A 12,569-nucleotide genomic window follows, 5' to 3' on the forward strand; every position below is an offset into this window, starting at 1 on the left:
TGGCGACAGTGTGTTTTTTGGGATTAGAAATACTTGACGGCCTGCAGCCAGAAGCGGCCCGATGCATCGGGGGCCGAGGTGGCCTTGGCGTTGCCCAGCTTGTGTGCGTAATAGGTCTTGAGCAGCAGGCCATTGGCGCCGGCCCAGGTCAGGCCCAGTCCTGCACCGCTGAGCGTGCGGCGGTTTTCGCCAGCGCTCCAGACGTCGCGGTTGAGCTTGACCGTGCCGGTATCGGCAAAGCCCACCAGTTGCAACTGGCCCGGGAAAGCGGTAAACGCCGTCAGGTTCTGGCGCAGCTCCAGGTTCAGTACATAGCCTTGGTCGCCATACGCTTCGCCACCCGGATAGGCGCGCACGCCACCGACGCCGCCCAGGCCCATTTTTTCGGACACATCGAGGTTTTTCGAGGCCCATTGCGCATTGACGAGCGCAAACAGCGACGTATTCTCGGCCAGTGCCTGCACCCGCGCACCGGTCACGCCCAGCTTGTGGAACTGGCCGTGGGTCTTGACGGTGAGCAGATCGATCCGGCGCGCGTCCGGCGTCTTGATATCGATCTTGCCGTTGGTGTAGGTCATCGAATACGTGTTGCTGCCGCCGCCGCCAAAGCTGTCGCGCACGTCGCCATTGAGGTTGAGCATCCAGATCTGGGCGTCCTTGTCGTTGACGCTGCCGGTCGACTCGGTCTTGTCCTGGAATTTCTTGCTGTCATAGTTCAGTTGCAGGTACAGATTGTGCGCGCGCGAACGTATCAGAGGATAGCTGCCATATACGCTGGCGATTTTGGCCGTACCTTTCGCTTCGAGCACGGCAAACTCCTTGCCCAGCTTGTAGTCCATATAGGTATAGGCGGCGCCCAGGCGGCCAGCGCCGATCTGGCCCTGGTAAGCCAGCCGGCCATAGTTCAGGCCGTCTGCCGAGGTAAATGCACGCAAGGTGGCCACGTCGCCGATGCCGGCCAGCTCATTGACGTTGAGCGTCGCACCGATGCGGTTGCGGCCGGTATAACGGTTGCCCTGGTTATCGGCATCGATGCTGCCATTGACGCGCGAACCGGGCAACAAATCGACAAACAGATCGGACGCACCGAGCGAGGCGCCCGGCGCCAGCGTGGACGAGGCCTGCACGCCCGGCATATCGGACAGCAGCAGCAAACGCCGTTCCAGCGGCGCCGTAGCAATCACCTGCCCGTCCAGTCCGGCAACGATATTGCTGGCAAGGCCATCGGACAGCCGGCTCTGGTTGCGCACGGTAACCTGGCCATACTGGCCTGGCAGCACGGCAATCTGCACCACGCCGTCCTTGATGTCCTGTGCCGGCAGATACGCCTGGGTCAGGAAGTAGCCGCGCTGCTGGTAGTAGCCGGCAATCTGGTTGGCCAGCGCGCGCAGTTCGGCCAGCGTCAGCTCGCTACCGGGCACAAAGCCGCTGGCGGCGACCAGTTCGCTTTCCGCAAACACGGGCGGCGCGTCGATGCGCAGTTTTTGTACGGTAATGCGGGTGGTGTCGCCAGCCACGCTGGCGGGCGCATTGTTCTGCTGTACGCGAATCTCGGGCAAGGCTTTTTTCAGTTGTGGCGTAGCAGGAATCTGCTGCAATTGCGAACCGGCATTCGGTGGATCGACTGCATAGGCATTATTTATCATGACCAGCATAGCCAGCGGAATGAATTTGTTGACGCTCACAACGTTCCTTTCAATCATAGGCCACTTAGCCAATGCAAATTATCAGATATCTGACCGTATCAATTCAGCATTACTTTGCATTATCTTGAAAACAGCAATAACTACTTACGGTTACATTTAGCAAGACAACACTTATCGATTATCTTTAAAGCTTAAAGTATTTCTAACCAGTAACTCCATCGAATAATCACAATCGCTTTGATAGTTGAAGAAAATTGCATAAATAGCTAATGACCGTATTTTTTACGCAACAAATATAGCGTTAGCGCCATAAATAGCGTTGTTTTTCAGATTTTAAAAAATATTCGCATACGAATACCATTATATAAAATACAATTTTACACATTGAAAATATATTTTATTTAGCAAATTACCTCAGAAACATTTATATAAATATATGTTTTTCATTCATTGTTGAAATATTAAAATATATAAATAATATTTACTGATAGTCGCAAACCGATGGTTTCTGACTGGTTGAAAAAAGTGAAGCCTACGGGGGAAGGGAAAAGAAGAGGGGCGCGGCATGCAAACCGGCAGAAAACTGGCAGGCGCGTTGGCCTGCCAGAGAATGGATTTTATTGAACAGCGCTGATTAAGTAGCGCTCACTTGCGGCCAAGGCGGGTAATCAGGCTGGAAGTATCGAAGCGGTTGCCGCCGGCTTGCTGGACTTCGCCATAAAACCGGTCGGTCAATTCGGTCACCGGCAGGTCGCTGCCGTTGCGGCGCGCTTCGGCCAGGCAGATACCGAGGTCCTTGCGCATCAGGTCGACCGCAAAGCCGAAGTCGAACTTGCGCTCGATCATGGTCTTGCCGCGACTTTCCATCTGCCACGACTGCGCCGCGCCCTTGGAAATCACATCAATGACCAGTGACGCATCGAGCCCGGCATTCTCGGCAAAGGCGATCCCCTCGCTCAATGCCTGCACCAGGCCGGCGATGCATATCTGGTTGACCATCTTGGTCAGCTGGCCGGAGCCGGACGCGCCCATATGGGTGACGGCGCGCGCAAACAGCGCCATCACCGGCTCGGCGCTAGCGTAGGCATCGGCCTCGCCGCCTACCATCACCGTCAGCTTGCCATTCTCGGCGCCGGCCTGGCCGCCCGAAACGGGCGCGTCGAGAAAGGGCACGCCGCGCGCCTGCGCTGCTGCATGAATGGTGCGCGCCGCTTCGGCCGAAGCGGTCGTATGGTCGATCAGGATGCTGCCCGGCGCCATCGCCGCCAGCACGCCACCCTCTTCCAGTATCACCTGGTACAGATCGTTGTCGTTGCCGATGCAGGTCAGCACGAACTGCGCATCGCGCACGGCCTCGGCTGCCGTGGGCGCACTCTTGCCCTGGTACTGCTCGAGCCAGGCCGCAGCGCGTGCCGGATTGCGGTTGTAGACGGTGACCTCGTGACCGCCAGCGGACAGGTGTCCTGCCATGGGAAAGCCCATCACGCCCAAACCGATAAAAGCTACTTTTGCCATCTTGTCCGTCCTGTGAAATAAAATCAGTTGTCCGCTTGCGGCAGGATCGCGCGCAAGGCCTGCACCAGTGCCGCGCACTCCTGCCCGGTACCGATACTGATACGCAAATACTGGCTGATGCGCGGCGCCGTAAAATGGCGCACGATAATCGAGCGGGCGCGCAAGGCTGCTGCCAGTTGCGCCGCGTCATGCGCGTCATGGCGGGCAAACACGAAGTTGGCCTGCGACGGCAGCACCTCGAAACCCAGCCCCTCCAGTTCCTGCGTCAGCTGTTCGCGGCTGGCGATCACAGCGGCGCGGGTCTGCTGGAAATACGCCTCGTCCTCGAACGAGGCAGCCGCACCAGCCAGCGCCAGGCGGTCCAGCGGATACGAATTGAAGCTGTTCTTGACGCGTTCAAGCGCTTCGATCAGGTCAGGGTGGCCCAGCGCAAAACCGACGCGCAGGCCCGCCAGCGAACGCGATTTGGACAAGGTCTGCACCACCAGCAGGTTCGGATAGCGCTCAACCAGGCTGGCCGCGCTCTCGGCGCCAAAGTCGACATAGGCTTCGTCGACCACCACCACCGCATCGGGATGGGCGCGCAACATCGCTTCGACGCCATCGAGCAGCAGGCCAATGCCAGTTGGCGCATTCGGGTTCGGGAAAATAATTGCGCCACAAGCACCACTGTAGTCTTGCGGACGGATGTGCATGGTCTCGTCGAGCGGCACGGTGCGATAGTCGATGCCATACAGCTTGCAGTAGACCGGATAGAAGCTGTAGCTAATATCGGGAAACAGCAGCGGCGCCTCGTGCTTGAGCAGCGCCATAAAGGCCAGCGCCAGCACTTCATCGGAGCCATTGCCGACAAACACCTGTGCCGTGCTCAAGCCATGATAGTCGGCCAGCGTCTGCTTGAGCGCGCTCCCCGAAGGATCAGGATACAGCCGCAGCTGTTCGTTGGCTGCCGCACTGATGGCCGCCAGCACCTGCGGCGACGGACCATACGGATTTTCATTGGTATTGAGTTTGATCAGGCCAGGCAGTTTAGGCTGCTCGCCAGGCACATACGGGGTCAGCTCGCTGACGATATTACTCCAGAATCGGCTCATTGCTTTTACTTGAAAGTCGGAAGATGGGTGGGAATGCAGCGAGAGCTAGATTACCATAGGCCATGCAGGTGCAAGGAGGGAAGATGCCTGGGGATTTTTATCGCGGCCAATAAAAAAAGCTCCCTTGCGGGAGCTTTTTTATTTATTCTGGCGGAGAGGGTGGGATTCGAACCCACGGTACGATTTAACGTACGCTTGATTTCGAGTCAAGTACATTCGACCACTCTGCCACCTCTCCAGGTACTGCTTTGCTGTTGCGGTCTTTCTGCGCATTGCTGCGAGAAGGCAAGATTATATAGGGGGTGATGGGGAAATGGAAGGGTTTTTTGGGTCACAACCATTGTGACCTGACCTTCAAGCCGCCAAGTTGGCGTACCGGCTCGACAAGCGCACCAGCAAAGGTGACAGCACTCCAGGCGCCGGCACAGGAACATCGGGCCAAGCGGGGCTGAAAAATGTCGAGGGCAAGGCGCAGCGACGAAGACAGTACGAATGTACGGCGAGGAGCTGCAACGCAGCCATCGGCATTTTCTCAGACTCGCGTCTCTGGCCCGCTGTTTTTCGTCTTAGGGCTTTGCATATCTGAAAAAATTTAACTTAGCGGCATTATGCTTGCTTTGACTCTCAAACCTTTCGGTATCTTGGCTTTTACCCCAAAAAAATCCCCTTTGCGCTGCGCGCTTTGGGGGATTTTTTTAACTGCAGAATGGGCGATTCGGAGAGGGCTGGGCAAATATGCCCAGCCCTTCGAATCCCACGCGCCCGCCCCGCAGGGGGCGGGCTCCTCTCCGCCGACACAAATAAAAAAGCTCCCTTGCGGGAGCTTTTATTTGTTCTGGCGGAGAGGGTGGGATTCGAACCCACGGTACGATTTAACGTACGCTTGATTTCGAGTCAAGTACATTCGACCACTCTGCCACCTCTCCAGGTACTGCTTCGCTATTGCGGTCTTTCCTCACATCGCTGCGAGAAGGCAAGATTATAGCAGCCCGCAGCGAAAAGGGAAGCGATATTTTATGGCTTCAAATGCGTAAGGCCACCCATGTATGGGCGCAGCACTTGCGGGATCTCGACGCTGCCGTCGGCCTGCTGGTAGTTTTCCAGCACGGCCACCAGCGTGCGACCCACGGCCAGGCCGGAGCCGTTCAGTGTGTGCACCAGTTCCGGTTTGCCGGCGGCGTTGCGGAAGCGCGCCTGCATGCGGCGGGCCTGGAAGGCTTCGCAGTTCGACAGCGACGAGATTTCACGGTAGGTGTTCTGCGCCGGCAACCATACTTCCAGGTCGTAAGTCTTGGTGGCTCCAAAGCCCATGTCGCCGGTGCACAGCGACATCACGCGGTATGGCAGGCCCAGGCGCTGCAGGATGGTTTCGGCATGGCCGACCATCTCGTCGAGCACCTGGTACGACGTTTCCGGATGCACCACCTGCACCATCTCGACTTTATCGAACTGATGCTGGCGGATCATGCCGCGCGTATCGCGCCCATAGCTTCCCGCTTCCGAGCGGAAGCATGGCGTGTGGGCGGTCATTTTCAGTGGCAGCGCGTCGGCCGCCAGGATTTCATCGCGGGCCAGGTTGGTCAGCGTGACTTCCGAAGTCGGGATCAGGTAGAAGGTCTCGCCCTCGCCTTCGGCGCCGCCTTTTTTCACCGAGAACAGGTCGGCTTCGAATTTCGGCAGCTGGCCGGTGCCGCGCAGCGAATCGGCGTTGACCATGTATGGGGTATAGCATTCGGTGTAGCCATGCTCGTCAACGTGCGTATTGAGCATGAACTGCGCCAGCGCGCGGTGCAGGCGGGCAATGCCGCCCTTCATCACCGAAAAGCGCGAACCGGTCAGTTTGGTGGCCACTTCAAAGTCCAGGCCCAGCGGGGCGCCGACGTCGACATGGTCCTTGACTTCAAAATCAAAGCTGCGCGGCGTGCCGACCTTGCGCACTTCCACGTTGCCCGCTTCGTCTTCACCGACCGGCGCCGACTCGTGCGGCAGGTTCGGTACCGCCATAATGAAGTCGCTCAGCTTGGCTTGCACCAGGCTCAGGGCGGCTTCATCGGCTTTGAGTTCATCGCCCAGGCCCGATACTTGTGCCATCACGGCCGAGGTATCTTCGCCCTTGCCTTTCAACATGCCGATCTGCTTGGACAGCGCATTGCGCTTGCCCTGCAGTTCTTCGGTACGCGTCTGGATCGCCTTGCGTTCGGCTTCGAGGGCGCTGAAGGCGGCCACGTCGAGCTTGAACTTGCGTGTTGCCAGACGGGCGGCAACGGTGTCGATGTCTTTACGGAGTAATTGGATATCTATCATGGGTGCGTGTCGGTGCTGGTGTATCGAAAACAGCCATTGTACCGCGACCCGTTCACTTCATTATGTGTTTTGCAGGCAGTGCAGCAACACCAATCAGATCATTGCGGCTTTCTCTTCGGCAGAAAGGCGGCGTGCGCTGACGGTCACCACCGGCATGCTGCTGTCGGCTGCCTGGGCTACCAGAGCGCTGCTGGCGGCGACATCGACGGTGCGTGCATCGGCGCTGGCGAAGCTGGCGGCAATGGCCAGGGTAGCGGCGGCGATAAAGGTGATTTCCATGTTTTTCAGTGCGTTCATGATCGGTTCTCCTGGTGGGTTTGACTGCTTGAGTGCAGCTGGTATGGTGTTACTTTAACCAGCTGCCCTTGCCAATTCCACCAGCTTGCGACCAGCCGCAAAAAACGCGGCGCGAACGGTAAAAAATGCGGATTGAAGCGAAACGGCGGTCAGCCTTTGCCCGCCTTGCGGTCGAGTTCGCGCAGCCAGGCCAGCTTGTCGGCGATCTTGCTTTCCATGCCGCGCGGTACCGGCTTGTACCAGCCTGGCTCCGGCATGCCATCGGGGAAATAGGTCTCGCCAGCCGCATAGGCGTCAGGCTCGTCATGCGCGTAGCGGTAGGCGTGGCCGTAGCCCAGTTCCTTCATCAGTTTGGTTGGTGCATTGCGCAGATGCACCGGCACTTCGCGCGACTTGTCTTTCTTGACGAACGCCATGGCCGTATTGAAGGCGTTGTAGCCGGCATTGCTTTTTGCGGCGATCGCCAGGTAGATCACCGCCTGACCCAGTGCCAGCTCGCCTTCGGGCGAACCGAGCCGCTCGTAGGTGGCGGCTGCATCGTTGACCATGGTCATCGCGCGCGGGTCGGCCAGGCCGATATCTTCCCAGGCCATGCGCACGATGCGGCGCGACAGGTAGCGCGGATCGGCGCCGCCATCGATCATGCGGCAGAACCAGTACAGCGCCGCATCGGGGTTGGAACCGCGCACCGATTTGTGCAGCGCCGAGATCTGGTCGTAGAAATTGTCGCCACCCTTGTCGAAACGGCGCGAATTGAGCGTCAATGCATTGTCGACAAAGGCCGCGTCGATTTTGGTGGTGCGGGTCGAACTGGCGGCCGTCTCGGCCTGTTCGAGCAGGTTGAGAAAGCGCCGCGCATCGCCGTCGGCGTAGCCGATCAGGGTATCGGCTGCTTGCGCATCGAATTCCAGGTGCTGCAGGGCTGAGCCTTGTGCCTTGGCCAGCAGCTGGCGCATCTCGTCATCATTGAGTGATTCCAGCACATACACCTGCGCGCGTGACAAGAGCGCCGAATTGACTTCAAAGCTCGGATTCTCGGTGGTGGCGCCAATAAACGTGACTAGGCCCGACTCGACAAACGGCAGCAGCGCATCTTGCTGCGATTTATTAAAACGGTGAATCTCGTCGACAAACAGCAAGGTATGCTTACCGAACTGGTCGAGATTATGGCGCGCCTGGTCCATCGCGGCGCGGATATCTTTCACGCCGGCAAACACGGCCGACAGGGCAATAAATTCGCTGTCGAAAGCATTGGCCATCAGGCGCGCCAGCGTGGTCTTGCCCACGCCTGGCGGGCCCCACAAGATCATCGAATGGGCCTTGCCGGCTTCAAATGCCAGGCGTAGCGGCTTGCCGACGCCCAGCAGATGGGTCTGACCGATCACTTCATTGAGCGTTTTCGGGCGCAGTGCCTCGGCCAGCGGCTGGCGCGGTTCGGTGGAAAACAGGTCAGCCATAAGATTACCCCGTAAGAATACAAAAGCCCCGCATCGCTGCGAGGCCGCTTGATACGCCGGTTGCGGCAGGATCAATTATTGATGACGTCGGCGCCTTTGGGCATGACAAATTTAAAGTGATCGGCTGGCAGCGACGGGTTTTTCTGGAAGTTGCCAAACGACAGTACCGAAGTCTGGCCGAACGAGTCGCGCAGTTCCATCGCTTCCGGCGTGCCATTGCGCAGGCCGATATTGATTTCGTCAAACGTGGTGTCTTTGGCCTTGGGCGTGGCTTTCAGCCATTCCAGGCCGTCGCGCGTGCCGGCCTCGGCCAGCGTGAAATTCTTTTCCAGGTCGTTGCTGCCAAACAGGATGGCGGCCGGCGAGGAGCCTAAAGCATCGCCCAGTTTCTTGACCGTCACCTGGCTCAGGTCCTTGTCGTAGATATAGAGCTTGTCGCCATCGGCCTGCAGCAGCTGCTCGTAGGGCTTCTTGTAAGTCCAGATGAACTTGCCTGGACGGGCAAATTCAAACGTACCGCTGGCCGGGGTCGATGTTTTGGTTTTCGAGCCGGCCTCGGTTTTTTTCACCTGGCGCTGCACGAAGTCACCCTTGGCCGATTTGGTGCCGGCGGCGAACGCCTTGAATTGCTCCAGCGCGCTGGCCGAGGCGCCGGCGGCCAGTACCAGACCGGCCACGCCCAAAACGATTTGTCTGATTGAGTTTTTCTGCATCTTGTACCTTTATTCGCTACTGGTAGCCGGCACCAGGATTTCCCGGTTGCCATTGGACTGCATGGATGACACCACGCCGCTGTTTTCCATCTGTTCAAGCAGGCGCGCGGCACGATTGTAGCCGATCCGCAAATGCCGCTGCACCAGCGAAATCGAAGCGCGGCGGTTTTTCAGCACCACCGCCACGGCCTGGTCGTACAACGCGTCGGCTTCGCCACCGCCCTCGCCGGCTGGCGCCCCTTCGGCACCGTCGCCCTCGAGCGTGCCGCCTTCAAGGATGCCGTCAATATAGTTCGGCTCGCCCTGCAGCTTCAGATGGCTGACCACGCGGTGCACCTCATCATCGGACACAAAGGCGCCATGCACGCGCATCGGCAAACCGGTGCCGGGCGGCATATACAGCATGTCGCCCATGCCCAGCAGCGTTTCGGCGCCCATCTGGTCGAGAATGGTGCGCGAGTCGATCTTGGACGACACCTGGAAAGCAATCCGGGTCGGGATATTTGCCTTGATCAGACCGGTAATCACATCAACAGATGGGCGCTGCGTGGCCAGAATCAAGTGCAGGCCGGCGGCGCGCGCCTTTTGCGCGATACGCGCAATGAGCTCTTCCACCTTCTTGCCCACCACCATCATCAGATCGGCCAGCTCGTCGATGATAATCACGATGGTCGGCAGTTTTTCCAGCGGCTCGGGCGAATCGGGCGTCAGGCTGAACGGGTTCGGGATATGTTCTTCGCGCTTGGCGGCCTCGGCAATCTTCGCGTTATAGCCGGCCAGGTTACGCACGCCCATCTTGCTCATCAGCTTGTAGCGGCGCTCCATCTCGTTGACGGCCCAGTTAAGCGCATGGCCGGCCTGGCGCATATCGGTCACCACCGGCGCCAGCAGATGCGGAATGCCTTCATACACCGACATTTCCAGCATTTTCGGATCGATCAGAATCAGCCGCACATCGAGCGGATCGGCCTTGTACAGCAGCGACAAAATGGTAGCGTTGATGCCCACCGATTTGCCGGAACCGGTGGTACCGGCCACCAGCAAGTGCGGCATCTTGGCCAGGTCAGCCACCACTGGCTTGCCAGCGATATCCTTGCCCAGTGCAATAGTCAGGCTCGATACGCCGTCGTTATACACCTTGGAGCCGAGGATTTCGGTCAAGCGCACGATCTGGCGCTTGGTGTTGGGCAATTCGAGCGCCATGTAGTTTTTGCCCGGAATGGTTTCCACCACGCGAATCGAGGTCAGCGACAAGGACCGCGCCAGGTCGCGCGCCAGGCCGACGATCTGGCTGCCCTTGACGCCCGTGGCCGGCTCGATTTCATAGCGCGTGACCACCGGGCCGGGGTAAGCGGCCACGACCTTGGCGTCCACGCCAAAGTCGGACAATTTCTTTTCAATCAGGCGGCTGGTAAATTCCAGCGTTTCAAGCGACACGGTTTCGACCACCGTTGGCGCTTCGTCGAGCAGGGAGAGCGGCGGCAGCTTGCCGTCGCCATTGACTTCAAACAATTGTGTCTGGCGCTCTTTTTCCACCCGCTCTGACTTGACGACCGTCACCACCTGCGGCTCGATCTTGACCGGCGGCGCAGCCACATGCTTCTCCACATGTTTGGCGCGCTCCGTTACCACCGCCTCGTCGCGGCGTACGGCCGCCACTTCGCCCTGACGGCGGTCTTCACGGTCATGGTAGCGCAGCACAAACCAGTTGAACGTGCCTTCGATGGTGGCGCCGATGCGCTCGGCCACCTGCAACCATGACACATGGAAAAACAGCGAAAAACCGAGGGCAAACAGCAACAGCAGCAGCAAGGTTGCACCCGTAAAGCCGAACGCCACGTGAGCGCTGTGGCCGGCCAACTGGCCCAGCACGCCACCGGGATCGCGCGGCAGTTGCACATGCAGGCTCTTGGCCATGCGCAGGTATTCCAGGCCCATGCTGCCGATCAGCATGATGGAAAAGCCGACAATGCGGATCAGCATCTCGATATGGTGTTCGCGCTCGACCTCTTCCTCCTGCTCGAGCAGGAAGCGCCGGCTCAGCCGGCGGTAGCCGTTCCAGACCGTGCGCAGCAGCCACACGCACCACCACCACGCGGAAAAGCCGAAGATATACAGCAGCAGATCGGAAAAAGTCGCGCCCAGCCGGCCGCCCAAGTTGGCGACCCGGTCGACACTGGTGGCGTGCGACCAGCCCGGGTCGAGCTTGTTGAAGCTGGCCAGTATCAGCACGAAATACAGCGCAAAGGCAGCCAGCGCGAACCAGCGCGCCTCGCTCAGCAGCCGTACCAGCCGGTTAGGCAGGGGCCGGCGGACGACCGGTTTGCGGGTATAGCTATTGGAAGTGGCCTGGGCTGGTTTAGTCATTCTGGGAAGTACTGCAAGGTGGAAAATGTTTCTGTCAGGGAATTTCCCATTATAAGCAAGTATTCTAAGACATATAAGCTCCAGACCATCTCACGATACGTCTGCTTGGTCGCCTTGGTCTATAATCAGGCATTGCTTGCGTCAGAACAACACCATCTTGTGCCTGGCGTGATTGCCCCCAAATTCGCTTAGATTCCATTATAGAGAAGCTCTCATGACAACTACCAAACACGCCCGCGTACTGATTCTCGGCTCCGGCCCTGCCGGCTACAGCGCTGCCGTCTACGCCGCCCGCGCCAACCTGAAACCGATGCTGGTCACCGGTGTGGAACAGGGCGGCCAGCTGATGACCACCACCGACGTGGAAAACTGGCCAGGCGACCCGATGGGCGTACAGGGTCCGGACCTGATGCAGCGCCTGCTGCAACACGCCGAGCGTTTCAATACGGAAATCGTGTTTGACCATATCCACACCACGTTCCTCAATGAAAAGCCGATCCGCCTGAAAGGCGACAGCCATGAATACACCTGCGATACGCTGATTATCGCCACCGGCGCCTCGGCGCAGTACCTGGGCCTGCCGACCGAGTCCGAATTCATGGGTCGCGGCGTATCGGCCTGCGCCACCTGCGACGGCTTCTTCTACCGCGACCAGGAAGTGGCCGTGGTCGGCGGCGGCAATACCGCTGTCGAGGAAGCGCTGTACCTGTCCAATATCGCCAACAAGGTCACGCTGATCCACCGCCGCGACAAGTTCCGCGCCGAAGCCATCCTGATCGACCGCCTGAACGCCAAGGTTGCCGAAGGCAAGATCGTGTTGAAATATAACCACACTCTGGATGAAGTGACCGGCACCGAAAGCGGCGTCACGGGCCTGAACATCAAGTCGACCATCGACGGCAGCATCGAGTCGTTGAGCGTGCATGGCGTGTTTATCGCCATCGGCCACAAGCCCAACACCGGCATCTTCGAAGGCCAGCTCGATATGCACAACGGCTATATCAAGACCAAAACCGGCCTCGAAGGCATGGCCACGGCCACCAGCGTGCCGGGCGTATTTGCCGCCGGCGACGTGCAGGACCATATCTACCGCCAGGCCATCACCAGCGCCGGCACCGGCTGCATGGCCGCGCTGGACGCCCAGCGCTATCTGGAAGGCCAGGAGTAAGCAGCGCC

9 protein-coding genes and 2 tRNA genes are annotated in these 12,569 nt (G+C 59.0%); 1 reads left to right on the forward strand and 10 read right to left on the reverse strand.

Annotated features, from left to right (window positions below):
• Nucleotides 1-23: 23 nt before the first annotated feature.
• The 10 genes from GCM43_RS11890 to GCM43_RS11935 all read right to left on the reverse strand — a co-directional run bounded on the left by GCM43_RS11890 (nucleotide 24) and on the right by GCM43_RS11935 (nucleotide 11,393).
• A complete protein-coding gene (locus tag GCM43_RS11890; protein ID WP_226929454.1) occupies nucleotides 24-1,685 on the reverse strand; it encodes a ShlB/FhaC/HecB family hemolysin secretion/activation protein in 1,662 nt (553 codons plus the stop codon).
• Nucleotides 1,686-2,291: 606 nt separating this feature from the next.
• Nucleotides 2,292-3,161 (reverse strand): NAD(P)-dependent oxidoreductase, encoded by an 870-nt coding sequence (locus GCM43_RS11895; protein ID WP_152244466.1) that lies wholly within the window; start codon nucleotides 3,159-3,161, stop codon nucleotides 2,292-2,294.
• 23 nt (nucleotides 3,162-3,184) lie between these two features.
• Nucleotides 3,185-4,255, reverse strand: coding sequence for a histidinol-phosphate transaminase (gene hisC / locus GCM43_RS11900; RefSeq protein WP_152244468.1), 1,071 nt, complete (start codon nucleotides 4,253-4,255; stop codon nucleotides 3,185-3,187).
• 148 nt (nucleotides 4,256-4,403) lie between these two features.
• Nucleotides 4,404-4,493, reverse strand: a tRNA-Ser gene (locus tag GCM43_RS11905).
• Nucleotides 4,494-5,091: 598 nt separating this feature from the next.
• Nucleotides 5,092-5,181 (reverse strand) — tRNA-Ser (locus tag GCM43_RS11910).
• An 88-nt stretch (nucleotides 5,182-5,269) separates the two neighbouring features.
• Nucleotides 5,270-6,559, reverse strand: coding sequence for a serine--tRNA ligase (gene serS / locus GCM43_RS11915; protein ID WP_152244470.1), 1,290 nt, complete (start codon nucleotides 6,557-6,559; stop codon nucleotides 5,270-5,272).
• A gap of 93 nt (nucleotides 6,560-6,652) precedes the next feature.
• Entirely contained in the window at nucleotides 6,653-6,856 is a 204-nt protein-coding gene (locus GCM43_RS11920) for a hypothetical protein (RefSeq protein ID WP_152244472.1), read from the reverse strand.
• A 149-nt stretch (nucleotides 6,857-7,005) separates the two neighbouring features.
• The gene (locus GCM43_RS11925) at nucleotides 7,006-8,313 is read right to left on the reverse strand and encodes a replication-associated recombination protein A (RefSeq protein WP_152244474.1); all 1,308 of its coding nucleotides are present in this window, start codon (nucleotides 8,311-8,313) and stop codon (nucleotides 7,006-7,008) included.
• 71 nt (nucleotides 8,314-8,384) lie between these two features.
• A complete protein-coding gene (lolA, locus tag GCM43_RS11930; RefSeq protein ID WP_152244476.1) occupies nucleotides 8,385-9,026 on the reverse strand; it encodes an outer membrane lipoprotein chaperone LolA in 642 nt (213 codons plus the stop codon).
• Nucleotides 9,027-9,035: 9 nt separating this feature from the next.
• Nucleotides 9,036-11,393, reverse strand: coding sequence for a DNA translocase FtsK (locus GCM43_RS11935; RefSeq protein WP_152244478.1), 2,358 nt, complete (start codon nucleotides 11,391-11,393; stop codon nucleotides 9,036-9,038).
• Between the two features lie 214 nt (nucleotides 11,394-11,607).
• On the opposite strand from GCM43_RS11935, the gene trxB reads away from it, so the two are divergent.
• A complete protein-coding gene (gene trxB, locus GCM43_RS11940; protein WP_152244480.1) occupies nucleotides 11,608-12,561 on the forward strand; it encodes a thioredoxin-disulfide reductase in 954 nt (317 codons plus the stop codon).
• The last annotated feature ends 8 nt before the right edge of the window (nucleotides 12,562-12,569 follow it).

The organism is Janthinobacterium aquaticum (genome assembly GCF_009208565.1).
In the GTDB taxonomy this organism is placed as follows: Bacteria; Pseudomonadota; Gammaproteobacteria; order Burkholderiales; family Burkholderiaceae_D; genus Janthinobacterium.

Excerpts from the sequence above, each read along its gene's own strand:
- GCM43_RS11920 (WP_152244472.1), bottom strand. The coding sequence starts at position 6,856 with ATGAACGCACTGAAAAACATGGAAATCACCTTTATCGCCGCCGCTACC.
- lolA (WP_152244476.1), bottom strand. The coding sequence starts at position 9,026 with ATGCAGAAAAACTCAATCAGACAAATCGTTTTGGGCGTGGCCGGTCTG.
- serS (WP_152244470.1), bottom strand. The coding sequence starts at position 6,559 with ATGATAGATATCCAATTACTCCGTAAAGACATCGACACCGTTGCCGCC.
- GCM43_RS11935 (WP_152244478.1), bottom strand. The coding sequence starts at position 11,393 with ATGACTAAACCAGCCCAGGCCACTTCCAATAGCTATACCCGCAAACCG.
- trxB (WP_152244480.1), top strand. The coding sequence starts at position 11,608 with ATGACAACTACCAAACACGCCCGCGTACTGATTCTCGGCTCCGGCCCT.
- GCM43_RS11895 (WP_152244466.1), bottom strand. The coding sequence starts at position 3,161 with ATGGCAAAAGTAGCTTTTATCGGTTTGGGCGTGATGGGCTTTCCCATG.
- GCM43_RS11925 (WP_152244474.1), bottom strand. The coding sequence starts at position 8,313 with ATGGCTGACCTGTTTTCCACCGAACCGCGCCAGCCGCTGGCCGAGGCA.
- hisC (WP_152244468.1), bottom strand. The coding sequence starts at position 4,255 with ATGAGCCGATTCTGGAGTAATATCGTCAGCGAGCTGACCCCGTATGTG.